Below are 26,541 nucleotides of genomic sequence, written 5' to 3'. Positions count from 1 at the left end.
TAGCGGGTTCAGCGCCGGGATTGCAGATGGCATGAACGCCATATAAGATCAAAATCATGCCAAACACGCTATCGCTCCGCCCGTTGCCCAATCCGCTCGTCGTCGCGATCGCCTACGACCAGCTCTGCACCTTCGAATTCGGCATTGCGACCGAGATCTTTGCCCTTTCACGGCCGGAAATGGGCACGAACTGGTATCGCTTCGCCGTGGCCGGCGTGGATGAGGGCAACATGCGCGCAGCCGGCGGCCTGACATTCTCCGTCGATGGCGGCCTGGATCTGCTGGCTGACGCAGGAACGGTCATCATTCCGGGTTGGCGCGGCACGGACGCACCCGTGCCTCAGGCTCTGATCGATGCTCTGAAGGCAGCCCATGCGCGTGGTGCGCGTATCCTGTCCTTCTGCTCCGGCGCCTTCGTGCTGGCAGCAGCCGGCCTGCTCGACGGGCGGCGCGCCACGACCCACTGGCGCTACACCGGCACATTGATGGCACAGCACCCGGAAATCAACGTCAGCGCGGACGTGCTCTATGTCGATGCCGGTTCTGTGTTGACGTCCGCCGGCACGGCAGCCGGCCTCGACCTCTGCCTTCATCTGATACGCCGGGATTTCGGTCCGGAAGCGGCAAATCGCGTAGCGTGCCGCCTGGTCCTGCCGGCCCACCGGGATGGCGGCCAGGCGCAGTTCATCAAGCAGGTGGTGCCGCGCCCCCATGAAAGCGGCCGCCTCGGCGCACTTCTCGACCATATGCGGGAGAATCTCGGCGCCGATCATTCCGTAGCGGCGCTCGCGCGGCGCGCCGGCATGAGTACCCGTACTTTCCTGCGTCGCTTCGAAGCGACGACCGGCATGACGCCCGCGCGCTGGCTGCTGGCCCAGCGGCTTGGAAAAGCACGCGACCTGCTCGAGGAAACCAACGCGTCGGTCGAAGAGGTAGCGGCACTCTCGGGCTTCGGCACGACCGGAACGCTTCGCCACCATTTCCGCCTTCACCTGGCAACGACACCCGTCGCCTATCGCGAAGCCTTCGGTCGACGGATCGCATAACAACAGGCAAACGAGAACGGGCGGCTCCAAGGGAACCGCCCGTTGTCATATCAATGCTGTGCGTCGACCAATCCTATTCCAGGAAGGTCATCGGGTTGACCGGGGTAGCGTTCTTGCGCACCTCGAAGTGAACCTTCGGGCGGTTTGCGTTGCCGCTCATGCCGGAGGTCGCGACGGTCTGGCCGCGCTGGATCTTCTGGCCGCGCTGGACGTTCAACTCGCCGGCATGGCCATAGACCGTGACGGTGCCGTCGTCGTGGCGCACGAGAACCGCGTTGCCGAGTTCCTTCAGGCTGCTGCCGGAATAGATGACCACGCCGTTTTCAGCGGCCTTGATCGGCGTGCCTTCCGGAACCGAGATATCGATACCGTCATTGCGGTTGCCTTCGACATTGGCGCCGTAGCCAGCGATGACCGCGCCGCGAACCGGCCAACGATACTTGCCGATACCCGTCGATTCCGGTGCTTCATCCGTCACATCCGACTTTTCCGTCGCTTCCGTGACAGAAACGGTCTTCACCGGCGCCTTGTAGGATTCCGGCTTCTTCTCCGTCGTCTCGACCTTCTTTTCCTTGCTGACAGGAACCGAAGCCGTCACCGTCTTGTCGGTCGTCGTTTCGGCGGCGCCGCCAGCCGGGATCGTCAGCTTCTGGCCGATGCGGATCGATGCGGTTTCCAGGCCGTTCGCCTTCTTCAGCGCATCGACGGAAACGCCGTTGCTGCGCGCGATCTTGGCAAGCGAATCGCCGGGTTGCACTTCGTAGCCGGCCTTGCCCTTGCCTTCGGCGGCGTCAGCGACGTTGGAATTCGTCTGGCCGCTTTCCGACTTCTGCTTCTCGCGGGTGGAGGTGCCGGGCAGGATGGCGACATTCTGCTCACCCTTGCGCTCCGGCGTCGGAAGCTTGTTGTCAACCTTGAGCGTATGGTCCGTCGAGGCCTTGGCGGCGCTGGAGGTGGTGCTGAAGGTCGGGATGACGATCTTCTGGCCAGGCTCGGCATCGGAAGAGCGCTTCAGACCGTTGGCGGCAAGAATTTCCTTTTCCGGCACACCGTAGCGGTTGGCGAGCGTCTTCACGCTTTCGCCCTGGCGCAGCATGACGACCGGTGCGTTGTTCGTCGACCAGCCGGCCTTGCCCTTGTTCACGGTTGCCGTGGTCAATGTGTCGGCGTCCGAGACGATAGCCTTCGCCTTGCGCTCGGTCGAATCCCGGGCGACGGCCACTTCGCGCTCGGCATCCTGGCGAACGCCGGCCGTCGGATCGGTGAGATCGCCACGCTGGACGCGCATCGGTGTCGTGGCCAGCCGCGTACCGGAGCCGCTGGTGGTCGCGGTATTGATGGGGTCGTAGGAAACCGTACCCTGATCCGGGAACGGCTGATTGAGCGCTTCGTCGCGCGTCCCCATCTGGTCTGCCGTCGCGAACTGCTGGCCGTTGCCGACCGTGCCGCGCGGAACCGGATTGGTTCCACCACCGCCAAAGAGCGTGCGGCGCGGAACCGAGCTCGTTGTGATGTTATCCTGACCGGAGGAGGAAAAGAGGCCGCCAAAACGAGAAACGTCCGAGCTGCACCCGGTCGCGACGCTGGCCAGCAGGGCGGCCGCCATCAGGCGGGTCGCAGTCCTACCAAAACTCGGCGATACACTCTTACGCATGAGACTAACCCAATCGGTACGCTACTTGATGTAGACCGATTAAAGCGCGTTAGAGTTACCGCCCGGTTAAAGCCGGGCTATCCGCAACAGGTTTTTGATGAATTGATAACCATGGTGTTCCCGCACCATGGCAAAACCAAGGTCGAAACGCCTCAGAAGCCGGTCGCGTACATGCTGTCGGCGCGCGAGATGCGGCCGTTGACGCGCGCAGCGTTCTCGAAATCTCCCTGGCTCGGCTGGAAGATCGCCGAAATCGGCGTGGAGCGACGTGCCGCTTGTTCACCGGCGGCCGCGGCATTTTCGAGCGCAGTGTCGGGTGCCGTCATGTCGAGGGCACTCTCATTGTACGCGATAGCACGCAGGGCCGCGACGGCAGGTTCCCGCGTGCCAGCGTAACGGGCACTGCGCTGGTCCTGCATCGGCATGCTGTCGAAATATTCGATATAGGCGCGATAATAACCCTTGCGGTCGCCTGCCTCGAGGAAGTGGCCGAAGGCATCCTTTTCGCGCTTTTCAAGCTCCGTCGTATCGAGGTTGTTGCGCTCGGCCTCGGTCAGCGCCGGCCGACTGGAGACCATCTCTTCCCTGGCGACACTGAGGACAAGAAGAGCATCAACCGTCAGGCCGACATGGGCGGACGGATCGTAGCTGCCGCCGGCGAGATGCGCGGTCGAACCAGCCTCGGCATTCTCCTCCACAGCCTTGCCCGCAGCCTTGGTCGCGAGATATGCGAGGCTGTCGCCGGTAGAGCTGCTGGTGATCCTGTTCGAGACGTACATTACCCTCTCCATCGGAACGGCCGCATCATTGGAAAACCGGCGTCCTGCGTGGAAACTGCTGCTTTGTTACCGGCCTACGCCTCGAAACTTGCGCGAAGCTTACGCTGGTTAACAAAAGGTTAACGCGCTGTATTCACGAGGAGAATTCTCGCATCACGTGCAAGTGGCGGTGCCGAAGGCCCGAGGATTTCCAGCAAAAAAGCCCACAGACTCAGCAGGCGACTGCCTGCCGAGCGACAAACACGGATCATGAGAGGGTGATTAAAGCGCCTGCGCCATCTGCGGTACGATCGGCAGGTAAGGCACGTCGAAGAGGTCTTCGCGGTCGAAACGGCTGCCGGTCTTCACCAGCTTCAGCATGCGACACTCGGTATCGCTGACCATGACGGGTGCGATCAGCATGCCGCCGGAGACAAGTTGCTCGGCGAAGGAGCGCGGCAAGGCCGGGAAGGCTGCGGTCACCAGAATGCGGTCGAAGGTGCCCTCGCCCGGCATGCCGTTATTGCCATCCGCCTGCCGCACGATGACGTTGCGGATGCCGGCCTTTTCGATGGACTGCTGCGCATTGGTGGCAAGCGTCTTGTAGCGGTCGACCGTCAGAACGCGCTCTGTCAGGCGTCCCATGACGGCGGCGGTGAAACCGCTGCCGGTGCCGACTTCGAGAATGCGCTGGCCAGCCTTGAGGTTGAGGAAATGCAAGATGCGTACCGCAAGGTCGATGCCCTCCATGAACGATCCGCACTCCAGCGGCAGGACACGGCGCGAATAGGCCTCACCGGTAAACTGCGGCGGCACGAACAGCGTGCGCGGCGTCTGCTCCACGGCCGTCAGGAGGTCGAGATTATTGATTCCCTGCGCGCGCAGGCGCATCGCCAGCGCGGCCAAACCTTCCTTCTCGATCACCCGTCCCGTGTTCAATCCGCGTCCTCGCCATTGAGTGCACGCTGCACGCGGTCGAGCACGGTGTAGTCCGTGAGGTCGAGCTTGAGCGGCGTCACCGAAATCTTGTGGTTCTTTACCGCGTGGATGTCGGTCCCGGCGCGGAAATCACCCTTCCTCTCGCCGAAGCGCAGCCAATAATACGGGAGGCCGCGGCCATCGGCGCGCTCATCGATCGTCAGGCCGAAATCGAGTTTGCCCTGGCTCGTCACCTCGACGCCCTGAAGGTCGGAGGGCGCGCAATTCGGGAAGTTGATGTTGAAGAAGGTCCAGTCCGGCAAGTCCACATCCAAGAGTTGGCGGATGAGCTTGGGCGCGAAGGTTTCGGCAACCTCCCACGGTACGATGCGGCCGCTCGCATGGCTGTAGGCCTGGCTGAGCGCCATGGACTTGATGCCCTGCAGGGTGCCTTCGATGGCACCGGCGATCGTGCCCGAATAGGTGACGTCGTCCGCCATGTTGGCGCCGACATTGACGCCGGAGAGAACGAGGTCCGGCTTGACGTCCAGCACTTCCCGCACGCCCATGATGACGCAGTCGGTCGGCGTGCCCCGCAGCGCATAGCGCTTGTCGTCGATCTTGCGCAGGCGCAGCGGCTCGGAGAGTGTCAGCGAATGGGCCAAGCCGCTCTGGTCGGTCTCGGGTGCGACAATCCAGACGTCATCCGTCAGTTCGCGCGCGATACGCTCGAGGACCGCAAGGCCCTCGGCGTGAATGCCGTCGTCGTTCGTCAGAAGAATGCGCATGTTATCTCCCGCCTCAGGCGGCCTTCTCGATCTTCTTCAGCCCGCCCATATAGGGCAGCAGGACGTCCGGCACGGTGATCGTGCCGTCCTCGTTGAGGTAGTTCTCCATGACGGCGATCAGCGCGCGGCCGACGGCGGTGCCCGAGCCGTTCAGCGTGTGCACAAACTTCGTCGCCTTGTCGTCCTTGCCGCGATAACGCGCGTTCATGCGACGGCCCTGGAAATCGCCGCAGACCGAGCAGGACGAGATTTCGCGGAACGTGTCCTGCCCCGGCAGCCAGACCTCGAGGTCGTAGGTCTTGCGCGCACCAAACCCCATGTCGCCGGTGCAGAGCGTCATGACGCGGTAGTGCAGGCCAAGGCGCTTCAGGATCTCTTCCGCACAGGCGGTCATGCGCTCGTGTTCGTCGATCGAGCTGTCCGCATCGGTGATCGAGACGAGTTCGCACTTCATGAACTGGTGCTGGCGCAGCATGCCGCGGGTGTCGCGACCCGACGACCCGGCTTCCGAACGGAAGCACGGCGTCAGCGCCGTGAAGCGCAGCGGCAGCTTTTCCTGATCGAGGATTTCCTCGCGCACCAGATTGGTGAGCGAGACTTCCGCCGTCGGGATCAGCCAGCGGCCATCCGTGGTGCGGAACAGGTCCTCGGAAAATTTGGGCAGCTGGCCGGTGCCGAACATGGCGTCGTCACGCACCAGCAGCGGCGCATGAACTTCCGTATACCCGTGCTCGCCGGTGTGCACGTCGATCATGAACTGGCCGAGCGCACGTTCGAGGCGGGCAAGCTGGCCCTTCAGCACGGTGAAACGCGAGCCGGCGATCTTCGCGGCGGCTTCGAAGTCCATCCAGCCGAGCGCCTCACCGATTTCGTAGTGTTCGAGCGCCTTGTGGTTCCAGCCGGGCTTGCTGCCCCATTTCAGCTTCTCGACATTGCCTGCCTCGTCGCTTCCGACCGGCACGTCATCGAGCGGGATGTTCGGGATGCGCGAGAGCTGATCGGTAAGCTCGGCCGTGACCTCGCGCTCTTCGTCTTCCGCAGCCGGAAGCAGATCCTTGATCGCGGTCACCTCGGCCTTCAGCTTTTCGGCCAGCTCGCTGTTCTTGCTCGCCATTGCCGCGCCGATCTCCTTGGAGGCGGCGTTGCGGCGCGACTGCATGTCCTGCGCCTTCTGGATGACGCTGCGGCGCTTCTCGTCGAGATCGATCAGGGCCTGTGCAAGGGGGCTCGCACCTCTCTTCGCCAGAGCGGCGTCGAAAGCGTCGGCATTGTCGCGGATCCATTTGATATCAAGCATTGTCGTTCCAGGCGTTCCGTGGATTGAGACCCATCCGCGCCCGGCAGCGACGTGCCGACGAGGCTCAGTCAGCCTCGCCCGGCGTTGCAGCGACCTCGTCTTCCGCACTCTGTGCGTTCGAGGCGCGTGCCCGCTGCCGTTCGATGAGTCGGGCCGTATAGATGGAAATCTCGTAGAGAAGGATGGCCGGCAGTGCAAGGCCGATCTGGGAAACCGGATCCGGCGGCGTCAGCACGGCGGCTACCACGAAGGCGATGACAATCGCATATTTACGCTTGTCGGCCAGCACCTTCGAATCGATGAAACCGGCGCGCACCAGCAGCGACGAGATGACCGGAAGCTGGAAGACGAGGCCGAACGCGAAGATCAGCGACATGATCAGGCTGAGATATTCGGAAACCTTCGGCAGAAGCTGGATCGACACCTGCCCCTCGCCCCCGCCCTGCTCCATGGCGAGGAAGAACCACATGACCATGGGTGTGAAGAAGAAATAGACGAGTGCCGCACCGATAAGGAAGAGGATCGGCGAAGCGATCAGGAACGGCAGGAAGGCGGAACGTTCGTTCTTGTAGAGGCCGGGCGCGACGAACTTGTAGACCTGCTGTGCGATCACCGGAAAGGCGATGACAAAGGCGCCGAACATCGCGACCTTGATCTGCGTGAAGAAAAACTCCTGCGGCGCCGTGTAAATCAGCTCGACATTGCGATGCGTCAACCCTGCCCATTCCACCGCCCACTTGAACGGCAGGACGAGCAGGTTGAAGAGCTGCTTGGCGAAATAGAAGCAGACCAGGAAGGCGACAAAAAACGCACCGACCGCCCAGAGCAGGCGCTGGCGCAGCTCGATCAGGTGTTCGATCAGCGGCTGGGGCTTGTCTTCGATATCGCCGCTCATGCCTCGTCCTTCTTGGTCTTCACTGTCTTGGACTTGGCGGAGGCCGCCTTCTTACCTGCTGCGGCCTTCGCTGCCGGCTTGGCCGCAACCTTCACCTCGGCTTCGGCCTTGGCAGGCGCCTTGCGCGGCTTTGCCGTCTTCGCGGCAGTGTCAGCGGATTTCTTCGCCGCGGTCTTTCTGGTCGGGCCCGCCTTGAGCGGAACAGCGGCCACCGGCTCGGTGGAAGCAGGCTTTTGCGCTTCCGACGGTGCGGCGACTGGAGCACTCGAAACGCTATCGACCGGATTGGCCGCCGAACTCGAGGACGAAACCGAACTGGTCGTCTTCTGGAGATCAGCCTTGATGTCGTTGCCCATCTGGCGCAGCGGATTGACCGCGTCGCGGATGGTGTTCAGCGGGTTGAGCTTTTGCGCCTCGCCGATCGTCTTCTTGACGTCTTCGAGGTCGGCTTCGCGCAACGCCTCATCGAACTGCTGGCGGAAATCACTCGCCATGCCGCGCATCTTCGACATCATGCGGCCGAACGTGCGCAGCATCTGCGGCAGATCCTTGGGACCGACCACGATGATCAGAACGATGGCAATGACGAGTATTTCGGTCCAGCCGACATCAAGCATAGGGTCTTGTCCTCATGGACCGCGAACCACCGCTCGCGGCCTGCCAGATCAATCCTGACCTGGCCAATCCAAATTCTACAGCGTCCTTTGCGCGTCACGAATGACGCACGGCGCTGTAATCCCGGTTACTTGACCTCGTCGGCCTTGTGGTCGACGGTTTTCGCCTTGTCGGCGGCAGCGGCTTCCTCGTCGGACATGCCCTTTTTGAAATTCTTGATGCCCTTGGCGACATCACCCATCAGTTCCGGAATCTTGCCGCGGCCGAACAGCAGCAGCACAACCACCAGAACGATCAGCCAATGCCAGATGCTGAAAGAACCCATTCCCGTAACTCCCTTTCGAATTCGAAACCCGATGTAAGACGTTCAGCCGTCTTTTACAAACACTAGTATGTCGCGCTGGTTAGCCGAAAGCGTGACATCGCGCAATCCGGCCGCCAATTGGTCCGCCCGAACACGCGCCCGCACCGGCCGTTCGCTGCCGGAGACCGCAAGCTCCAGCAATTCGACCACGCCAAGAAACCGCCGCGACAGAATGCGGGCCGGCACATCGCCACCGCTCTCGCTCACATGCAAGCCCGAAAGGCGCACAGCGACCCGGACCTTCTGCCCGTCATTGAAATGCTTGCCGTCGACATTGCCGAGTGGCGTCTCCACGCGGCCGCCGCGCACGTGCCCTGGAAACTCGTTGATCTCCGAAAAGAAGGCAGCGGCGAAGATGTCCTTGGGGTTGAGGTACAATTCCTCCGCCGTGCCGACCTGCACGAGCCGGCCATCCTTCAGAAGCGCAATGCGATCGCCCATGCGCATCGCTTCCTCGGCGTCATGCGTGACGACGATGGCGCTGGCGCGCGACTGGCGCAGGATCGCCAGCGTATCGGCGCGGATTGAATCCTTGAGGCGTGAATCCAGACCGGAAAACGGCTCGTCCATCAGCAGAACCGATGGGCGCGGCGCCAGCGCCCGGGCAAGTGCCACGCGCTGCTGTTCGCCGCCGGAAAGCACATGCGGAAACTTTTGGGCATAATGCGCCAAGCCGACGCGTTCCAGCGCAGCCTCAGCTTCTGCCTCCGCCTCCGCACGCGGCAAAGCCGTCAGGCCGAAACGCACATTGTCGAGCACCGACATGTGCGGAAAGAGCGCAAAATCCTGAAACATCAGGCCGACGCCACGCCGCTCCGGCGGCTGGAACATGTCGGGACCGGCAATCTCGCGGTCGTTCAGGAGAACACGGCCGGCGGTCTGTGCCTCGATGCCGGCAGCAATGCGCAGCAGCGTGGTCTTGCCGGAGCCGGAAGGACCAAGCAGACAGAGCACTTGCCCCGGTTCCGCCGTCAGTGAAATGCCGCGGATGGTTTCCTTGCCGTGATAGCTGTGGTGGATATCCTCGAAGGTCAGACGCGCCGCGAACGTGACCGCCGATGCCCGCCTCGTCTCGATACCGTTTGACGGCTCCGAAGCCATTTCCCGAAGTCTTTCCCTGCCGACGGCACGTAAGCCGACCCTACAGTCCTGTCATAAAGCTTCGCCTATTCGTCCGCTTTTCCGCCCGGTGTCAAGAGACCGAGTTCTTCGAGATCGAGTGCGGTGATCGGGTCCTCATCGTCAGCGATCTCATCTTCGCCAAGCGGCAGCGGCACCTGGAAGTTTGAGGGGATGCGGCCGGAAAGCAGGCCAGCGCCCTTCAATTCTTCGAGACCCGGCAGGTCGCGCAGTTCCTCGAGGCCGAAATGATCGAGGAAATCCCGTGTGGTACCGAAGGTAACGGGGCGGCCGGGCGAGCGCCGACGGCCGCGGAAGCGCACCCACCCCGCCTCCATCAAAACGTCCAGCGTCCCCTTGGAGGTCTGCACGCCGCGGATATCTTCGATCTCGGCACGGGTCACAGGTTGGTGATAGGCAATGATCGACAGCACTTCGAGCGCGGCACGCGACAATTTGCGCACCTCCGTCTCGTCGGTCCGAATGACAAAGGACAAATCCGGTGCCGTGCGAAACGCCCAGCTATCGTCGATCTGGATGAGATTGACGCCACGACCGGCATAGAGACCCTTGAGCTCGCGCATCACATGCAGCACGTCCACACCGCGCGGCAGGCGCTCGGCAATGTAGGTCTGCGAAACGAGCCCGGTCGAGGCGAAGATAAGCGCTTCCGCAATACGCGCCGCCTCATGCAGCCGGCGCGGATCGACGATCGTCCCGCTCTCCGCTTCGTCATCCTCTTGTTCAGCCACGCTCAGTGCCCCCGTCGTCTTCGCCTTGCGGTTTCGGACCCTTGCGCAGGTAGATCGGTTGGAAGGCACCGTCCTGGCGCAATTCCAGCCGCCCTTCCCTGACGAGCTCCAGCGTTGCCGCAAAGGCGCTGGCGATTGCCGTCGTGCGCTCAGCCGGGTCCGTCAGGTAGCGCATCATGAAATGATCGAGTGCCGTCCAGTCACCATCGAATTCGCCGAAGAGCAACTGAAGGATCTCACGCGCATCGGCGAGCGACCAGACACTGCGCCTCTCGATCGTAACCTGCGTGACCGCATGCCGTTGCCGCATCGACGCATAGGCGCTCAGGAGATCGTAGAGCGAGGCCTCGAAGCCTGAGCGGCGCTCGGTCGGGATATGCTCCGGCATGCCCCGGGCAAAGATGTCGCGGCCGAGCCGGTTGCGGTTGATGAGCTTGCTGGCAGCGTCGCGCATCGCCTCCAGGCGCTTGAGGCGGAAGGCCAGGCTCGCCGCCATTTCCTCGCCGGTCGGCCCGTCGTCCTTCGCCTGCTTGGGAAGCAACAGGCGGGACTTGAGATAGGCAAGCCATGCGGCCATGACGAGATAGTCGGCCGCTAGCTCGATGCGGATTTTTCGCGCCCGGTCGATGAAGGCCAGGTACTGCTCCGTCAGCGCCAGCACCGAGATGCGGGTCAGATCGACCTTCTGCGTGCGGGCAAGGTGCAGGAGAAGATCGAGCGGGCCTTCGAAGCCGGCCAGGTCGACGACGAGGCTTTCCTCGGAAAGTCCCCGCCCCTCGGCCTCGTCCTGCCACAGATCGTCCATCGGCGCATCCGCACCGCGACCCTTCTTCGGAGGCTTGCCGCCCGTCACCTGCACGTCGCTCCTTTTGCGGAGCCCGTCAGGCAACCGCGATCATGGCGTTGAACTCTTCGCGCAGCGCCTGTTCGTCTGCCCCGTCCGGCGTCGGAAAGCCTGCGCGTACCGCGTTCGCCCGTCGCAGACTGTCGCCGGCAAGCGGAGGAACGTTTTCTGTCACCGCAATCATTTCGTCCATGATGCCATGGCAATGCAACACCATGTCGAGGCCGGCGGCGATGATTCCCCGGCTTCTTGCGGCAATATCGCCCTTGAGGGCATTCATCGACACGTCATCGGACATCAGAAGCCCGTCGAAGCCGATATGGTCGCGGACAATTTCGCGCACGACCTTGGCCGACGTCGTCGCCGGATTATCGGCATCGATGGCGGTGAAGACTATATGCGCCGACATTGCCATCAACTCGTCCTTCATGTGCCGGAAGGGAACGAAGTCGCACGCCTCAAGCTCTTCCCGGCTCGCATGCACGACCGGCAGGTCGTGATGGGAATCGACCATGGTGCGGCCGTGGCCCGGCATGTGCTTCATGATCGGCAGCAGGCCGCCAGCCTTCAGGCCTTCGCCAGCCGCCTTGCCCATGACGGACACGATCTTGGGCTCCTGCCCGTAGGCGCGATTGCCGATGACGTCGTGCACACCCGGCACGGCGACATCGAGCACCGGCAGGCAATCCACATTGACGCCGAGACGCAGGAGATCGAAGGCATGCAGGCGCGACATCAGCCAGGCGGCGCGCAGCCCCTTCTCCTCGTCGGCCCGGTAGATCGCACCAAGGGCCGCCGCGTTCGGGTACTGCTGGACATGCGGCGGCTTGATGCGCTGGACGCGCCCGCCCTCCTGGTCGATCAGCACCGGAATGTTCGCGTCGCCACCGATACAGTCACGCATTTCCGCCGTCAGATCCGCGACCTGCGCCGGTTCGCCGATATTGCGGCCGAACAGGATGAAGCCCCAGGGCCGCTCGCTGCGGAAGAAGGCCTTTTCATCGGCGGTGAGGCTCAGGCCCTTGCAGCCCGAAAGGAAGGATTTCGATTCGCTCATGTCAGCAATCTTAGAGGTTCGGTGAGGAAAGACGAAGGGCGTGTCGTTGACGAATTTCTGCAAACGCCCCGTTGGAATCAAAGAGGTGCGGAACAGGTCCCGCGCCTCCGAAAATCAGGCTGTCAGTCTCAGCGGGTGACGAGGCAGCTGCCGCCTGCGCTCTTGTAGCGGCTGCAGAGCGAATTGGCTTCATCACGCGAACCGGCAGGGATGCGAACGCGGAAGAAGGTGCCCTTGTTCGGGATTTCCGCCTTCTTGATATCCACGCCGCGGCCACCGATCACGCTGCCGAACTTCGAGGAGAGCGAATTGTAGCTCTTCTGCGCTTCCGCTTCCGAGGGCAGCGAGGCGATCTGGATCACGTAGCTGCCCGGTGCGACAGCAGCGACCTGCGTCTGCTCTGCTGTCTGCTGGGCCTGGGTCGGCGTTGCCTCGGCAGTCTGCGTGTCCCTGACATTGCCGTTTTCGGTGACGGTGCCGACGACGGTGACCGGCTGGTCGATCGGACGGGTTACCGGAACCGGCGTATTGCCATCGGTCGAGGTGCTGGTGGCGCCGATGGTCGTGGTCTTCACCGTGCGCACGGGCGCCGTGTCGTCGACCTCGGCATCGGCCGCTTCAGCAAGCGCCGAGCGCGGCTGGCCGTCCGTTGCGCCCTGTTCGTCGCGCAGGGAGGCATTGGCATCGAGTGTCGCATTCGTTGCTGCCTCACCCGAAGCCGTACCGGTTGTCCCGGTCGCCTTGGCGTCGATCTGTGCGGTTTCCGTTGCCGGCTCCGTCACGATCTCCTCGCGGGCGACCAGCGTACCGTCCGGCTTGACGATCATGGTCTTGACCTTGCGCGGCGAAACGAGCGGCTTGTTGCCACCGTCCGCCGTCGCCGTGGCGGGCTCGTCGACGCCCGGCAGTACGCGGTTTTCGTTCTCAGCCGCGATAACCGCTTCAACACCGTCTTCCGGTCCGTCGAACGGCAGTGTTTCGGGCGTCAGCGTGCGCTGTACCACGTCGACCGGCTCTTCGGTCGAAGTGACGAGCTGTTCCTGCTGCGGCGTGCTGGCATTGTCGCCGGCGACGCGATCGTAAACGGCCTTGTCCTGGTTCGGAACGGTCTTGCCGCCCTTTTCCTCGGGCACGACCTTGACCGGCTCCTTGTCGGCGAGAATGACGCGCGGCTCGCCGGAGCCGACAGAACCGCTGGTAAAGGCAGACCAGGCATAGACGCCGCCACCACCGATAAGGACAAGGCCGGCAATCGAAGCGGCGATCAACAGACCGCGACGCGGACGGGCCGGTTCGTCATCATAGCCGTCACCGGAATAGAGCGGGCTGGCCTGGCCCGGATCAACCGGAATGGCCATGCGCTCCGGCTGGTTCAGCGAGCGGCGGAAATCCTCTTCCAGCGCGCGCTCGAAATCGTCGACATCGTTGATCTGCGCCGTTGGCTGGCTGTTGGAGGCAGCGGCTGCGACGGCAGCAACACCGGCCTGGCGGCTTTCGCCCTTCGCCTTGGCAGCCGGCTCGCTAAAGAGCTGCGCCATTTCCGCATCGATGTCGAAGTCGTAATCCGGCTGATAGACCGGCGGCTTCTCTTTCTCGATAACCGGCAGCTGCGGCACATCAACTTCCGTAACCGGCGAAACACCCTCGTCGGTGTCGGCGATCATGGATGGATCGAAGGGCAGCGCGCCGTCATTCGTTTCCACTGCAAGCGGCTGCGGTCTCGTATAGGTCGAGACCGGCACGGCGACAGCAGGTTCGCGGCGAACGACCGCTTGCACTTCGACGGGTTTTACGACCTCTGCCTTCTTCTCCGGGACCTTGACCTCAGCCACGGCCACAACGGGCTTGGTCTCATGCTTCACCGGCTCGTCGTCGAGCGAGAAGTCGGACAGGTCCAGGTCGATATCGGAGAGATCGAACTCCATATTGTCGAGATCGATCTCCGGCTCGGCAGCAGCAACCGGCAACGCGACCGGCTCCCGGCGTGCTTCAACGACAGGCGCCTGAACGGTTTCGACGATCGGCTTCCTGACCGGCTCGACAATGGCAGTGGTGGTCTTTTCGACGACCGGGGGAATGATCGCCTTTTCGACGGCAGGCCCGCGATGCGCGACGGGTGTTGCACGACCGAAGATGGCGGAAATATTGGCGGGCGGATTGCGAGCCGATATTGCGACGGCCGCAACCGACGCGCTGGAAACCGCTGAACGGCTTTCCGGCACGGGATAACGCTCGATGTCGGCGAGCAGCGCATCATGATCGTAGCCCTGCCCCTTGGCCACGGACTCGACCTGATAGTCGGGTTCCGGCGCAAAGGCGGGCTCTTCCGCCTGCCACTGGGTCTCGGCCTCGGCCACAACGCGGGCATGATCTTCCCGCGTCTGATAGGGCATCGCCTCGACGAAGTGCGGCTCCTCGCGTTCGTAAACAGATTCGGCCTGGAACGGCTGCGCATCCTCGGCAACGGCGTTGTCCGCCGTCAAACCGTCGAACCGCGGCTCCACATGGCTTTCCACCACCTCGACAGCCAGCGGCTCGACGAAGGACGCGTCCGCACCCTGTGCGTTGCCCTGGGCAGGCTCCACCGCGAAAAGTTCATCGGCAAAACCGTCACCAATCGACAGCTCAAGCTCGCGTTCAAGGGCGAGACCGACATCATCGAGCAGGCTCTCGTCCGTCGATACCGGCTGAAGCCCCAGAAACGCCGGCTGAACAGCATCGGGCTGCGCGGGCGTGTAGGTCTCAAGCACCGGTTCATTGCGGGCAGGCTCTTCAAAGCGCGGCTCGAACCGTTCGGCAAACACCTGACCGGCATGCGGCGTCGACTTGGCATCGACGGAGGGTACATCATGCAGAACCGCTTCCAGCTCATCGGCAAGCAACAGGGCCGGATCTGCCTCCAGCTCTGTGTCGTCCCGCTGCGCATCGACAACCCCCTCTTCAGACGAGGCAATGTCATTCGCGAAAACGGGCTCAGGATGCTCTTCGAATGCAGGCTCCTGGCGAGCGGCATGATGGACCGGAAGGTCACGCGACGGTGCATCGTCCAGCTGGGCGTCGTGGCTTTCGACAACCGGAGCCGGCTCGTCAAAAACCGGTTCGATATGGTGAGGCGTCACCTTCTCGGCCACGACCGGCTCGACAGCGCCGCGGATCGGCATGTCGAACTGCTCGAAAGCCCGCATGAGCTCATCCTCGAGGGCGAGGACGGGGTTCTCATAGCGCGGCGCCGCCTGGGCAGCCTCGGAATGGGACTTGCTGACGCCCTGGACCGGGCGCGGCTCGAAATTGACGAGACGGGCAAGCTCGCTCAACGGATCATCATCTGCCAAGAGATCCGTATCAGCGGTTCCGCTTCGTGCGAAGTTCTTGTCTGCCATACTGCTTCCCACTCAAAAGCTACCAAAACGCGTCTGCCAGCTTATTGTGGGTAAATGGTGACGTTATCGCATTTCGTCCGGTGCAGCGGTGCCTGTAATGGACAGGCCCGATTTAAGAACAGACGCGACAGCGTGCACCAGCCCAAGTCTGGCGATACTCAATTCTCTATTTTTATCGTTAACAAACCGTAATTCCGGTTGTTCTTTACCTTTGTTCCAGTGTCCATGGAACGCGCCGGCAAGATCATAGAGATAAAACGCGATGCGATGAGGCTCCTGCGCGGCCGCTGCACCCTCGATGACACGGGGAAATTCTGCCAGTTTCGCAAGAAGCTGCAATTCGCTCGGATCAGCGATATTCCCGGCAATCGCGCCGGCAAGATCAAGCGAGGCGACGTCGAGATCCGGAAAAGCCTCCGCCGCCTGGCGGAATACCGACATGCAGCGCGCATGGGCGTATTGCACGTAGAAGACCGGGTTGTCCTTGGACTGTTCCGTCACCTTGGCGAAGTCGAAGTCGAGCGGCTCGCTGTTCTTGCGATACAGCATCATGAAGCGAACCGAATCACGACCGACTTCATCGACGACTTCCCGCAGCGTGACGAAGTCGCCGGAACGCTTCGACATCTTCACCGGCTCGCCGTTGCGGAACAGCTTTACCAGCTGGCAAAGCAGGACGGTCAGCTTTGCCTTACCCTCCGAAACCGCACGCGCAACCGCTTCCAGACGCTTGACGTAACCGCCATGGTCGGCGCCGAGCACATAGATCATCTCGTCGAAGCCGCGGTCGTACTTGTCCTTGAAGTAGGCGACGTCCGCCGCGAAGTACGTGTAGGAGCCGTCAGACTTGATCAGCGGGCGGTCGATGTCGTCACCGACTTCCGTCGAGCGGAACAGCGTCTGCTCGCGGTCTTCCCAATCCTCCGGCAGCTGGCCCTTCGGCGGCGGCAGCACGCCCTTGTAGACGTGGCCCTTGAAGGTGAGGTCGTTGATCGCGGTGCGGATGGACGCACCGTTTCCGGCATGCAACGAGCGCTCGGAGAAGAAGACGTCGTGGTTGACGTTGAGGGCGGCAAGATCCTCCCGGATCATCGCCATCATCATCTCGATCGTCTTCTCCTTGACGATCGGCATCCATTGATGTTCCGGCATGGCGCGCAGCGTCGTGCCGTGTTCGGCCGCCAGCACCTCACCGACGGGAACCAGATAGTCGCCGGGATAGAGGCCCGCCGGGATGTCGCCGATCGCCTCGCCCAGCGCCTCGCGGTAACGCAGGAAGGCCGAGCGTGCCAGCACGTCGATCTGCGAGCCGGCATCGTTGATGTAATATTCCTTGGTCACCGCATAGCCGGCGAAGGCGAGCAGGTTGGCCAGCGCGTCGCCGACCACGGCGCCGCGGCAATGGCCGACATGCATCGGGCCGGTCGGGTTGGCGGAGACATATTCGACATTGACCTTGCGGCCGGCGCCGAGGGAGCTGCGGCCGTAGTCCGTGCCGGACTTGATCATGCCGGCCAGCAGCTTCTGCCAGTAGGCGACGGACAGGCGCACATTGATGAAGCCGGGGCCGGCGACGCTGACATCCGCCACTTCCGGGTCGTTTTTCAGTTCCGTGACGATGAGATCTGCGAGCGCGCGCGGATTGAGGCCGAGCGGCTTGGCAAGCACCATCGCGGCATTGGTTGCAACGTCGCCATGGCTGGCATCGCGCGGCGGCTCGACGCTGATACGGCCGAAATCGAGTTCGTCGCGCTTCTCACGGACGATATCAAGTCCTTCGAGTACGTTTTTGATTCTGTTATCGAAGTCTGTAAAAAGGTTCATCTCATCCATCCGCACGCAGCGGCCCGTTCGGGGCCTTTTCTGCGAAGAAGTTCAGGTGGCGGCTGACTACCGCAATTCCGGGGTATGGTCAAACAGACGGCGATGGGTGTTGATCGCGTAGTTATCGGTCATCCCCGCCAGATAATCGCCGACATGGCGGGCTCTGGCCGATTCCGGCATGGTCGCGATGCGGTCCACCCAATAGTGCCCCTGCATGAGCTGCGGGTCGTCCATATAGGCATGGAAAAGGTCCGTCAGGATCGACGCCGCGTTGGCGCGCACGCGCATGACATCCGGATGGCGGTAGATGCGCGAGAAAAGCAGTTTCTTGATCTGCTTGTCGGTTATGGACATCTCTTCCGAGAAGGTCGCGAGGCACCGGCGCGCCTTGCGCACGTCCTCGGCGCTTTCCGGCCGTTCCTCGCGGATCGCCTCCTGCGCATAGCCGATCACGTCCTCCACCATGGCGGTGATCTGGCGGCGCATGATCTCGTGGGTGAAGCGCGAGGCTTCGAGGCCGGGATACTTGTCGCGCACGTCCGCCATGAGCTTGGCGAGGAACGGCACCTCCTCCAGCATCTCGAACGTCAGATAGCCGGAGCGCAGGCCGTCATCGATGTCATGGGTGTTGTAGGCGATATCGTCGGCAATCGCCGCCACCTGCGCTTCGAGACTGGCGAAACTTGCCAGCTCCAGATCGTGCAGGGCGCAGTATTCCAGGATGGGACGCGGCACGTCGTCGCCATGCGTGCATTCGCCCGTCGGCCCGATCAGCGGACCATTGTGCTTGACGAGCCCTTCCAGGCTTTCCCAGGTGAGGTTCAGCCCATCGAACTCGGCATAGCGCCGTTCCAGCTTGGTGACGATGCGCAGCGACTGGGCATTGTGGTCGAAGCCGCCGAAGGTCTCCAGAACCTCGTGCAGCGCGTCCTCGCCGGTATGGCCGAACGGCGTATGACCGAAATCGTGCACCAGCGCGACCCCCTCGGCGAGGTCCTCGTCGAGCTTCAACGCGCGCGCCAGTGCGCGGGCGATCTGCGCCACCTCGATCGTGTGGGTCAGCCGCGTGCGATAGTGATCGCCGTCGGCGGCGATGAAGACCTGTGTCTTGTGCTTGAGGCGCCGGAAGGCGGTCGTGTGCACGATGCGGTCGCGGTCGCGCTGAAAGTCCGATCGCGTGGGACTTTCCGGTTCCGGATGGAGCCGCCCGCGGGTCGCCCAGGGGTCGCAAGCATAGATGGCGCGTTGTCCTGCGCCAAAACCCAGCGCATGTCTGTCCAGTGTCATTCGTCACCTGCATTCACGCCGCCCATTGACGCGGCCTCAATGCCTTCATACCTATAGTGTGCACAGCGGCAAGTCCGGCTGCAAGGTATGCTTGAAAAACCAGTCTTTTCAGGGATTTGTTTTTAACGCCTCGCAACGGGCCCGGCCTTCGGCAACACAGTTGCCGGCTGTAACAGACAGGCGATTCTCTCCGGATCTTGACCCCGGCAGGAGGCAGACATGAGCGATAAATCCGTAACCATCTCCGACGCCGCCGCAAGGCGCATCGCGTCGATCCTCAGTTCGTCACCGGAAAAGCAGGCCCTTCGCGTCTCCGTGGAAGGTGGCGGCTGTTCCGGCTTCTCCTACAAATTCGACCTCGTCGAGGACCAGCAGGATGACGATCTGGTGCTTCAACGCGACAGTGCCAAGGTACTGATCGACCAGCTCTCCCTCGTCTACATGGACGGGTCCGAGATCGACTTCATCGACAACCTGCTTGGCCAGTCGTTCCAGATCCGAAACCCCAATGCCGTCGCCAGTTGCGGCTGCGGCACCAGCTTCTCGATCTGACAATACCCAACCGAAACGAGACCCGCATGCCGATCAAGATTGCCACCTGGAACATCAACGGCGTGCGGGCGCGCATCGAAAATCTCGTCGCTTGGCTCAAGGAGTCCAATCCCGACATCGTTGCCTTGCAGGAAATCAAGTCGGTCGACGAAGCCTTTCCGCGCGCTGATATCGAGGCGCTCGGCTACCATGTCGAGACGCACGGCCAGAAAGGCTTCAACGGCGTCGCCCTTCTCTCAAAAATCCGGCCGGACGAAGTGAACCGCGGCCTGCCCGGCGGTGACGGCGACGAACAGGCGCGTTTTATCGAGGGCGTGTTTTCCGTAGAGGGTGGCGTGGTGCGCGTCTGCTCGATCTACCTGCCGAACGGCAACCCCGCGGACGACCCGGTCAAGTATCCCTACAAGCTTTCCTGGATGGATCGCCTCATTGCTTTTGCCGAAGACCGGCTGGCTCTCGAAGAGCCACTGGTGCTTGCCGGCGACTACAATGTCATTCCGGAGCCGCACGATTGCTGGGACGTGAAGGTCTGGCAAAGGGATGCGCTCTACCTGCCGCCGACCCGCCAGGCTTTTCGCCGTCTCGAAAACCTCGGCCTGCTGGACGCTGTCCGGGCCTCGACCGACGCCGTGCCGCATTATACGTTCTGGGATTATCAGGCCGGCTGCTGGCCGAAGAATTTCGGCATCCGCATCGACCACCTCATGCTCTCGGCCGAAGCATCGGACCGTCTCGTCTCGACGGCCGTCGAAAAGCACGTGCGCAACTGGGAAAAGCCATCCGACCATGTGCCGGTGGTGGCCATATTCGACTACGCCGCCTGACAGCGTACGAAAATCAGTTCGATTTTTTCTGAGAACTACTCTTCCGGATTGAACCGGATGCTCTCCGCAAGCGCCATGCCCTTGCGGCGGTCTTCTTCGCTAGCAACGGAAAACGCTTCTTCCTGCGTCGCCTGAAGCCAGCCACAGTCCTTCGGCGGGCAATGGTCGAGCGCTGCGGTCATGAATGCAAGACCGCGGGTGGTCTGGCCTTCCTGAAAGAGGATATTGCCGAAAAGACCCATGGCGCCGGCGTGGCCGTTGTTGCGGGCGCGGTTCAGCCATTTCTTGGCCTGATGCACGCTGACCGAACCACCCTCGCCCGTCAGCATCATCCGCCCGAGCTGGAACTGCGCTTCAGGAATACCGAAAGCGGACGCCGCCTGGAAATAGAGCTGCCGGGCCTGCGTCATGTCGATCTTGACGGGGCTGTCGGGAATGCCGCGGCGGTAGTAGCTGGCAAGCGCAATCAGCGCATTGGCGAAATAACCGGTATCTTCCGAACCTGGCTCCACGCCGGCCTGGGCGATCTCGCTATACATCTTGAAGGCTTCGAGGTCGTTTTCCGCGACACCGTCGCCATCGGCATACATGTTGGCAAGCGCCCAGCGCGAGCCCGTATGGCCCTTTTCCGCTGCGTAGCGATAGGCCTCGACGGCTTCGGTCTTGCGCCCCTCCTTGTAGGAGAAGAAGCCGAACTTGAAGAGATCGAACGGTCCGCTTTCCTTGCTGACGCCGGATTGAGGATCAAATGCGAGGGCCTGCGACGCTCCGAAGGAGAGCGAGAGGCAAAGACCCATTACCAGTACTTTCATCGGCATCAACTCGGACTTGGGCATCACTTCAACAATTCCGCGCCGCGCTTTGGTCGCTGCGCCAAACCGGGACTGCACGGGTCTCGTGCATGTTTCCGGCAACTCCGGCGGCAATGACATCGGCTGGCTCATCGTTTCCTTGGGCGCGGTCTCACGCGTCTACATGTCCCTATCGCTGCGCCCCGTTTGTGGCGGGAAATGGACATTTCGTCGCTTGCCTAGGGGTGTAGCAAACTCTGGAAAAAAATGTGTTGCGATTCCGTCACATGTTTTCGCGCGGCGCTGTGATTTCCACACCGGACACGCCGCGCAGAAAGGAAACGTTAACCAAGAAAAAAGGCCCGGTGGTGACACCGGGCCTGATTCTCGTTGTTCGCTGGTCCGCCGGTCAGAATTTGACCTTGAGCGACGTCGAGATTGCGGCGAAGTAGTCCGTGCCGAAGTCGTATTCGATGTTTCCGCCAACGGGCACACCGTCCACGACCTGGGGACCGGAGCTGCCGCTCGTCATCAGGCCGAGAGCACCGGAAAGGCGCAGCTCGATGTTGTCATTCACGTTGTAGGAGACCCCGGAGCCGAGAGCCCAGGTATCCGTCTGGTTGCCGTAACCATGGCTGGTGCCACGGTCCCAGGTCAGGCTGACAGCGCCGCTAAGCTTTTCGTTGAACTTGTGGCCAACGCCGCCGGACACCGTCCAGCCGTCGCGATAGAGCAGATCGAGCGAAGTGGGCACGTTGCGCGGGTCCGTCGGATCCTTCGCCGTGACCTTGATGATCTGCAACTGGCTCCAATCCGTCCACTTGACGGAACCGAAGACGAGCCAATCCGGCGCTACGCCCGTCTGGAACTTCAGTTCCAGCGAGTCCGGCATCGAGGCAAAGCTCTCGACGTCGTACAGCGTGCCGGGAACAAAACCACCGCCGGGCACCGGCAGCACGGTATTACGAAGGTCGATCGTACCGTCGAGGTTATCGAGGTCGACCGCGCTGTTGTAAACCAGGCTCACGCGCAGGGCGTAATCCGGAATTTCGTAGGCGACACCCGTGCGCCAGCCCCAGCCACTGCCTTCCAGGTCAAGCCGACCCTTGCCGCTCAAAGGAATACCGGTACCGGTCAAGTCAGCGACGAGACGCTCCTTGAAGCCGCCCACTTCCTGATAGAAGCCGCCGCCGATAAGACGCAGCTGGCCTTGCCCCACATCCCACTTGTAGGAGCAGGTCGCGGCGTAGTTGTCGCTCTCGATCTTGGTTTCGATATTGTCGTTTGCGCCGGCCCAGTTTTCACCCGGATTGGTGTGGGCGCCCCAAGGCTGCGAATAGTCAGCCATACAGTCGACGCCTTCGAAGATTTTCGCCTTCACGCCGAGACGGGGGACCCAATAGCTTTCCGTATCGCGGATGCCATCATTCGGCCGGCTGTTCAGGTCGCCATTCAACGGGTTGATGTCAACGACATTGTTGAGGTCACGCTGCGGTGCGACATAAGTCGCTGCTGCCTCTGCGGCATAATCGGAAGGATCAAACAACAGATCGATGTTGTAGCCGCCGCGCTCAAGGCCGCCGGCATAGGCTGAGGTCGCTGCCAGCAGGCTAGCCGCCGTCACAATCCCCGCACCAATATTTCTTTTACGCATACAGTCCTCCCCTGCAAAAGTTCCGCGCCGCGACAGCTGCCTCCGTCCCGCGCTTCTCCGGTTATGACTATCGAAGAGGAGCGCCGGCTTGGCAAACCCCAGTTTTAGCCCCTGATTTCCAAGGGGTATTCAAAAAATTACGTAAGATTTTTCTGAAGACCCTCACTACATGCCTCGCTCGGAATATTTTTCCGCGAAATGGCAACGTTTTCCAATTTTGGAGGTCAATTTTTCGTGCATGCGGCACCATGTCACATTTTGACCACAGTCGGTAATTTGCCAGCCAACCGACGAATAAAAAACCGCGCTGGAGGCTCCGGCGCGGTTTTCAGGTCGAATACTTCTGTTTGGTTGAGAATCAGCCGGCTTCACTCACGCGGGCGAGCGCCACGGCAAGGCTTGCGAGCTGCTGCTCGAGTTCGGTGAAGCGTTCGCGCTCCGCCTCGACGACCTCTGGCTTTGCGTTGGCCACGAACTTTTCGTTCGACAGCTTGCTCTCGATGCGCGCGGCCTCCGCCTTTGCCTTGTCGACTGCCTTTTCGAGACGGGCCTTTTCTGCGGCCAGGTCGATCAGACTGCCGAGTGGCAGGCAGGCGGTCGCTTCGCCGACGACAATCTGCGCAGCCCCCTTCGGCGCCGTTTCCTCAAGGCTGATTTCCGACACGCGGGCGAGACGGCGGATAGCCGAACCGTGCGTTTCGAGGCGCGCCTTCGTCAATGCATTGGTCCCGACCATGACGAGCGGCGCCGTCGCGCTCGGTGGCACGTTCATTTCGGACCGAACCGAGCGGATGCCGGAGACAAGATCGATCAGCCAGTTGATTTCGTCGGCGGCCGCGTCGTCGGCATAGGCCGGCGACGGCCATTCGGCATGGCAGATCAGGTTTTCGCGCGATTTTCCCTCGCCAGCCGTATGCGCCCAGAGTTCTTCCGTCATGAACGGCATGAACGGGTGGAGAAGCTTGTAGATCTCCTCCAGAACGTAGGCTGCGCAGGCCTGCGATTCCGCCTTGGCCGCCTCGTCCTCACCGATGAAGACCGGCTTCAGCAGTTCGAGATACCAGTCGCAGAACTGATTCCAGATAAAGCGGTAGAGCGTGCTCGCCGCATCGTTGAAGCGATACGTCTCGATTGCCTCGGTGACGTCACGCGCCGTGCGGGCGAGTTCCGTCAGGATCCAGCGGTTGATCGTCAGCGAGGCCGCTTCCGGCACGAACTTCGGATCGGTCTTCACCCCGTTCATTTCGGCAAAGCGCGTGGCGTTCCACAGCTTGGTGCCGAAATTCCGGTAGCCGGCAATACGGGCCGGGTCGAGCTTCACGTCGCGGCCCTGCGCGGCCATGATGGCCAGCGTGAAACGCAGCGCATCCGCACCGTATTCGTCGATCAATTCGAGCGGATCGATGACGTTGCCCTTCGACTTCGACATCTTCTGCCCGTTCTTGTCGCGCACCAGGGCGTGGACATAGACGGTATGGAACGGCTCGATCGGGTTGCCGAACTCATCCTTCATGAGGTGCATGCCCATCATCATCATGCGGGCGACCCAGAAGAAGATGATGTCGAAACCGGTGACCAGGACGTCGGTCTGGTAATATTTTTCCAGCTCCGGCGTCTTTTCCGGCCAGCCAAGCGTCGAGAACGGCCAGAGCGCGGAAGAGAACCATGTGTCGAGCACGTCCTCGTCGCGCGTCAGGATGTCGCCCGGTGCGAAGTTTTCCAGCTTCTCCTCAACCCAGGCCTTCCACGGACCTTCATGGGCGATGTAGTGCTGGATGGCGGCGTGCAGCGCCTCTTCCTCGGTCTTCTCAACAAAGACCTGACCATCCGGGCCGTACCAGGCCGGAATCTGGTGTCCCCACCAGAGCTGGCGCGAGATGGTCCACGGCTGGATGTTTTCCATCCACTCGAAATAGGTCTTTTCCCAGTTCTTCGGTACGAACTTGGTGCGGCCTTCGCGCACGGAGGCGATCGCCGGCTTCGCCAGCGTCTTGGCATCGACATACCACTGTTCGGTGAGGCGCGGCTCAATCGGCACGCCACCGCGGTCGCCATGCGGCACGGTGTGCTTGTGCGGCTCGACCTTGTCGAGGAAACCGCCCTCTTCGAAGACAGTCACGATCAGCTTGCGGGCCTCAAAACGGTCCATGCCGTCGAGCTGGTCCCAGAGGCCGAGTTGCATTTGATTGGGCTCGAGCCCCTCGAGGAAGTCTTCGTTCTCCTTGATCGTGATCTTGGCGTCGATCGTCAGAACGTTGACCTGGCGCAGGCCGTGACGCTTGCCGACGTCGAAATCGTTGAAATCGTGCGCCGGCGTCATCTTGACCGCGCCGGTGCCGGCCGTCGGGTCCGGATATTCATCCGCAACGATCGGGATCTTGCGGCCGACGATCGGCAGGATAACGTGTTTGCCGACGATCGACGTATAGCGCTCGTCCTCCGGGCTCACGGCAATGCCGGTATCACCGAGCATGGTTTCAGGGCGGGTCGTCGCAACGACGAGATAGTCGCGGGTCTCGAACTCGGTCGGCGTGCCGTCCTCGTCGAAGGCAACAGGATGCTGATAGGTGACGCCCGGCTCCAGCGGATAGCGCAGGTGCCAGAGGTTGCCATTCGTCTCGATCTGCTCGACTTCAAGGTCCGAGATCGCCGTCAGAAGCTTCGGATCCCAGTTGACGAGGCGCATGTCCTTATAGATCAGGCCTTCCTTGTAGAGCGAGACGAAGACTTCGAGGACGGCCTCGGAAAGCCCCTCGTCCATGGTGAAGCGTTCGCGCGACCAGTCGCAGGAGGCGCCAAGGCGCTTCAACTGGTTGAAGATCAGACCGCCCGATTCCGCCTTCCATTCCCAGACCTTTTCGATGAAGGCCTCGCGCCCCATCTCGCGCCGGCCGGGCAGCTTTTCGGCGGCCAGCTTGCGCTCGACGACCATCTGGGTCGCGATGCCGGCATGGTCCATGCCCGGCTGCCACAGCACGTCCTTGCCGCGCATGCGCTCGAAGCGGACCATGATGTCCTGCAGCGTGTTGTTGAGCGCGTGTCCCATGTGCAGCGAGCCCGTGACATTCGGCGGCGGGATCACGATGGAGAAGGTCTCGGCGCCCAGCTTTGCGCCCTCGCCCGCACGGAATGCGTCCGCATCTTCCCACGCCTTGGCAATTCGCGGCTCGACCGCTGCGGAATCATAATTTTTTTCAAGCATTTTCGTCCGAAGCCTGCTGTTTGTCGTGGATTCTCTAAACCGGATGGCCGGCGTGAAGTCAACAATATCAGAGAAAAGCCGCGCCGGGGGGCCGGCGCGGCTCAAACCACAATTTGATTAAGGAATGGCGGCGTCGGTCAGCGGCGCGGGCCGCGCGCCACGCGCTCGATCTCCTCGCGCACCAGCCGCTCGACGAGCGTCGGCAGGTTGTCTTCGAGCCAGTCCTGCAGCATGGGGCGTAACATTTCCTCGGCGATCTCATCGAAGGAGCGGCGCGGGCCGGCATCGATTGCCTCAGCCAGCGCGCCGAACGACTGTGCGACCCGCTCGCCGACGGCCGGCGAAACGAGGGTCGCGATGTCGCGGACCACGGCGGCCGGCTCGGCGACGCGGACCTCCTCCTGCCGGACCGGCTCGACAAACGGGCGTGCTGCCTCGAACGTTTCCACAACAGGCTCGATTTTCTCAACCGGCTCGACCATGGGTTGGAAACGATTGGCCGTCGCCGCCATGCGCGCGGCTACCAACGAGCTTTCCCCGCTCGCGGCAACCTCCAGCGGCTCGGTCATGACGGGCTCGCGCTCCATTGGCTCGCGGTTCGCAGCAATGTGACGTTCCGACGCCGCCCGGACGCGCGCGGCAACATCGGCCAGCGAGAGTGCCGGCTGCCCGCCCGACAGGGAGTCCGTTCGCTGGATTGGCTGAATTCCCGTGGAGCGATGTTCCTCCACATGGAACCGCTCGACGACAGACGGATGATCCAGCAGGTTGGAATGGCTCTCGGTCGTAATGTCGAACCCCTCGTCATCCTGCGCATCAGCGCTGAGGTCTGTCTGGGCTTCGTTATTTTCGATGATCTTGCGAATGGACGCCAGGATTTCATCCATGGACGGTTCACGCGCTACATTTGGCTGAGCCAT

The 26,541-nt window shown here is 62.1% G+C and carries 22 protein-coding genes; 3 read left to right on the top strand and 19 right to left on the bottom strand.

Annotation, left to right across the window (positions count from 1 at the left end):
* The first annotated feature begins 56 nt into the window (after positions 1-56).
* Positions 57-1,046 carry a transcriptional regulator FtrA gene (gene ftrA / locus BSY16_RS05125; protein WP_069058662.1) on the top strand — a complete coding sequence of 330 codons (990 nt, stop codon included), beginning with the start codon at positions 57-59 and terminating at the stop codon, positions 1,044-1,046.
* A 73-nt stretch (positions 1,047-1,119) separates the two neighbouring features.
* Here the strand turns inward: ftrA and BSY16_RS05120 are convergent, their stop codons facing one another.
* The 15 genes from BSY16_RS05120 to BSY16_RS05050 form a co-directional block, all read right to left on the bottom strand.
* Entirely contained in the window at positions 1,120-2,700 is a 1,581-nt protein-coding gene (locus BSY16_RS05120) for a peptidoglycan DD-metalloendopeptidase family protein (protein WP_069058661.1), read from the bottom strand.
* A gap of 152 nt (positions 2,701-2,852) precedes the next feature.
* The gene (locus tag BSY16_RS05115; RefSeq protein ID WP_069058660.1) at positions 2,853-3,479 is read right to left on the bottom strand and encodes a hypothetical protein; all 627 of its coding nucleotides are present in this window, start codon (positions 3,477-3,479) and stop codon (positions 2,853-2,855) included.
* A gap of 261 nt (positions 3,480-3,740) precedes the next feature.
* On the bottom strand, positions 3,741-4,397 hold the full coding sequence (locus BSY16_RS05110) for a protein-L-isoaspartate(D-aspartate) O-methyltransferase (protein ID WP_286157182.1): 657 nt from the start codon (positions 4,395-4,397) through the stop codon (positions 3,741-3,743).
* Complete coding sequence (surE, locus tag BSY16_RS05105) at positions 4,394-5,164, bottom strand: 5'/3'-nucleotidase SurE (RefSeq protein WP_069058659.1); 771 nt, start codon at positions 5,162-5,164, stop codon at positions 4,394-4,396. The genes BSY16_RS05110 and surE overlap by 4 nt, the downstream gene beginning before the upstream one ends.
* A gap of 13 nt (positions 5,165-5,177) precedes the next feature.
* Complete coding sequence (gene serS / locus BSY16_RS05100) at positions 5,178-6,461, bottom strand: serine--tRNA ligase (RefSeq protein WP_069058658.1); 1,284 nt, start codon at positions 6,459-6,461, stop codon at positions 5,178-5,180.
* 64 nt (positions 6,462-6,525) lie between these two features.
* Positions 6,526-7,356 (bottom strand): twin-arginine translocase subunit TatC, encoded by an 831-nt coding sequence (gene tatC / locus BSY16_RS05095; RefSeq protein ID WP_069058657.1) that lies wholly within the window; start codon positions 7,354-7,356, stop codon positions 6,526-6,528.
* Positions 7,353-7,973: a Sec-independent protein translocase protein TatB gene (tatB, locus tag BSY16_RS05090; RefSeq protein ID WP_069058656.1), complete on the bottom strand. Its 621-nt coding sequence runs from the start codon at positions 7,971-7,973 to the stop codon at positions 7,353-7,355. Before tatB ends, tatC begins: the two co-directional genes overlap by 4 nt.
* Before the next feature lie 125 nt (positions 7,974-8,098).
* Positions 8,099-8,296 carry a twin-arginine translocase TatA/TatE family subunit gene (locus tag BSY16_RS05085; RefSeq protein ID WP_023511864.1) on the bottom strand — a complete coding sequence of 66 codons (198 nt, stop codon included), beginning with the start codon at positions 8,294-8,296 and terminating at the stop codon, positions 8,099-8,101.
* Positions 8,297-8,338: 42 nt separating this feature from the next.
* Positions 8,339-9,436, bottom strand: coding sequence for an ABC transporter ATP-binding protein (locus BSY16_RS05080; RefSeq protein WP_069058655.1), 1,098 nt, complete (start codon positions 9,434-9,436; stop codon positions 8,339-8,341).
* Positions 9,437-9,501: 65 nt separating this feature from the next.
* Positions 9,502-10,206: an SMC-Scp complex subunit ScpB gene (gene scpB, locus BSY16_RS05075; protein ID WP_069058654.1), complete on the bottom strand. Its 705-nt coding sequence runs from the start codon at positions 10,204-10,206 to the stop codon at positions 9,502-9,504.
* Complete coding sequence (locus BSY16_RS05070; RefSeq protein ID WP_069061384.1) at positions 10,199-11,011, bottom strand: segregation and condensation protein A; 813 nt, start codon at positions 11,009-11,011, stop codon at positions 10,199-10,201. Before BSY16_RS05070 ends, scpB begins: the two co-directional genes overlap by 8 nt.
* 76 nt (positions 11,012-11,087) lie before the next feature.
* Positions 11,088-12,107, bottom strand: a complete 1,020-nt coding sequence (nagZ, locus tag BSY16_RS05065) for a beta-N-acetylhexosaminidase (protein WP_069058653.1) — start codon at positions 12,105-12,107, stop codon at positions 11,088-11,090.
* Between the two features lie 128 nt (positions 12,108-12,235).
* A complete protein-coding gene (locus BSY16_RS05060) occupies positions 12,236-15,487 on the bottom strand; it encodes an SPOR domain-containing protein (RefSeq protein ID WP_069058652.1) in 3,252 nt (1,083 codons plus the stop codon).
* A gap of 63 nt (positions 15,488-15,550) precedes the next feature.
* Complete coding sequence (gene argS / locus BSY16_RS05055) at positions 15,551-17,311, bottom strand: arginine--tRNA ligase (protein WP_069061383.1); 1,761 nt, start codon at positions 17,309-17,311, stop codon at positions 15,551-15,553.
* Between the two features lie 66 nt (positions 17,312-17,377).
* A complete protein-coding gene (locus tag BSY16_RS05050) occupies positions 17,378-18,598 on the bottom strand; it encodes a deoxyguanosinetriphosphate triphosphohydrolase (protein WP_069058651.1) in 1,221 nt (406 codons plus the stop codon).
* A 219-nt stretch (positions 18,599-18,817) separates the two neighbouring features.
* Between BSY16_RS05050 and erpA the strand changes: the two genes are divergently transcribed.
* Together erpA and xth are read left to right on the top strand one after the other, a co-directional pair.
* A complete protein-coding gene (gene erpA, locus BSY16_RS05045) occupies positions 18,818-19,150 on the top strand; it encodes an iron-sulfur cluster insertion protein ErpA (RefSeq protein ID WP_069058650.1) in 333 nt (110 codons plus the stop codon).
* Positions 19,151-19,182: 32 nt separating this feature from the next.
* On the top strand, positions 19,183-19,974 hold the full coding sequence (gene xth, locus BSY16_RS05040) for an exodeoxyribonuclease III (RefSeq protein ID WP_069061382.1): 792 nt from the start codon (positions 19,183-19,185) through the stop codon (positions 19,972-19,974).
* A gap of 35 nt (positions 19,975-20,009) precedes the next feature.
* Here xth and exoR read toward each other — a convergent pair whose 3' ends face one another.
* From exoR to BSY16_RS05020, 4 genes are all read right to left on the bottom strand, one after another.
* A complete protein-coding gene (gene exoR, locus BSY16_RS05035) occupies positions 20,010-20,810 on the bottom strand; it encodes an exopolysaccharide production regulator ExoR (protein WP_069058649.1) in 801 nt (266 codons plus the stop codon).
* A 364-nt stretch (positions 20,811-21,174) separates the two neighbouring features.
* Positions 21,175-22,419 (bottom strand): OmpP1/FadL family transporter, encoded by a 1,245-nt coding sequence (locus BSY16_RS05030; RefSeq protein ID WP_069058648.1) that lies wholly within the window; start codon positions 22,417-22,419, stop codon positions 21,175-21,177.
* Positions 22,420-22,777: 358 nt separating this feature from the next.
* Positions 22,778-25,621: a valine--tRNA ligase gene (locus BSY16_RS05025; RefSeq protein ID WP_069058647.1), complete on the bottom strand. Its 2,844-nt coding sequence runs from the start codon at positions 25,619-25,621 to the stop codon at positions 22,778-22,780.
* Between the two features lie 137 nt (positions 25,622-25,758).
* The gene (locus BSY16_RS05020) at positions 25,759-26,541 is read right to left on the bottom strand and encodes a PopZ family protein (RefSeq protein ID WP_069058646.1); all 783 of its coding nucleotides are present in this window, start codon (positions 26,539-26,541) and stop codon (positions 25,759-25,761) included.

This window comes from Sinorhizobium sp. RAC02 (assembly GCF_001713395.1).
Classification (GTDB): domain Bacteria; phylum Pseudomonadota; class Alphaproteobacteria; order Rhizobiales; family Rhizobiaceae; genus Shinella.
The sequence above is the reverse complement of the archived record's forward strand: the minus strand, read 5'-3'. Positions and strand labels throughout refer to the sequence as shown.

Bases quoted from the DNA above. Each gene is read 5' to 3' on its own strand.
- ftrA (WP_069058662.1), top strand. From the start codon at position 57: ATGCCAAACACGCTATCGCTCCGCCCGTTGCCCAATCCGCTCGTCGTC.
- BSY16_RS05025 (WP_069058647.1), bottom strand. From the start codon at position 25,621: ATGCTTGAAAAAAATTATGATTCCGCAGCGGTCGAGCCGCGAATTGCC.
- tatC (WP_069058657.1), bottom strand. From the start codon at position 7,356: ATGAGCGGCGATATCGAAGACAAGCCCCAGCCGCTGATCGAACACCTG.
- serS (WP_069058658.1), bottom strand. From the start codon at position 6,461: ATGCTTGATATCAAATGGATCCGCGACAATGCCGACGCTTTCGACGCC.
- argS (WP_069061383.1), bottom strand. From the start codon at position 17,311: ATGAACCTTTTTACAGACTTCGATAACAGAATCAAAAACGTACTCGAA.
- BSY16_RS05080 (WP_069058655.1), bottom strand. From the start codon at position 9,436: ATGGCTTCGGAGCCGTCAAACGGTATCGAGACGAGGCGGGCATCGGCG.
- BSY16_RS05085 (WP_023511864.1), bottom strand. From the start codon at position 8,296: ATGGGTTCTTTCAGCATCTGGCATTGGCTGATCGTTCTGGTGGTTGTG.
- BSY16_RS05070 (WP_069061384.1), bottom strand. From the start codon at position 11,011: ATGGACGATCTGTGGCAGGACGAGGCCGAGGGGCGGGGACTTTCCGAG.
- tatB (WP_069058656.1), bottom strand. From the start codon at position 7,973: ATGCTTGATGTCGGCTGGACCGAAATACTCGTCATTGCCATCGTTCTG.
- erpA (WP_069058650.1), top strand. From the start codon at position 18,818: ATGAGCGATAAATCCGTAACCATCTCCGACGCCGCCGCAAGGCGCATC.
- exoR (WP_069058649.1), bottom strand. From the start codon at position 20,810: ATGCCCAAGTCCGAGTTGATGCCGATGAAAGTACTGGTAATGGGTCTT.
- nagZ (WP_069058653.1), bottom strand. From the start codon at position 12,107: ATGAGCGAATCGAAATCCTTCCTTTCGGGCTGCAAGGGCCTGAGCCTC.
- BSY16_RS05020 (WP_069058646.1), bottom strand. From the start codon at position 26,541: ATGGCTCAGCCAAATGTAGCGCGTGAACCGTCCATGGATGAAATCCTG.
- BSY16_RS05050 (WP_069058651.1), bottom strand. From the start codon at position 18,598: ATGACACTGGACAGACATGCGCTGGGTTTTGGCGCAGGACAACGCGCC.
- BSY16_RS05115 (WP_069058660.1), bottom strand. From the start codon at position 3,479: ATGTACGTCTCGAACAGGATCACCAGCAGCTCTACCGGCGACAGCCTC.
- BSY16_RS05030 (WP_069058648.1), bottom strand. From the start codon at position 22,419: ATGCGTAAAAGAAATATTGGTGCGGGGATTGTGACGGCGGCTAGCCTG.
- BSY16_RS05060 (WP_069058652.1), bottom strand. From the start codon at position 15,487: ATGGCAGACAAGAACTTCGCACGAAGCGGAACCGCTGATACGGATCTC.
- BSY16_RS05120 (WP_069058661.1), bottom strand. From the start codon at position 2,700: ATGCGTAAGAGTGTATCGCCGAGTTTTGGTAGGACTGCGACCCGCCTG.
- surE (WP_069058659.1), bottom strand. From the start codon at position 5,164: ATGCGCATTCTTCTGACGAACGACGACGGCATTCACGCCGAGGGCCTT.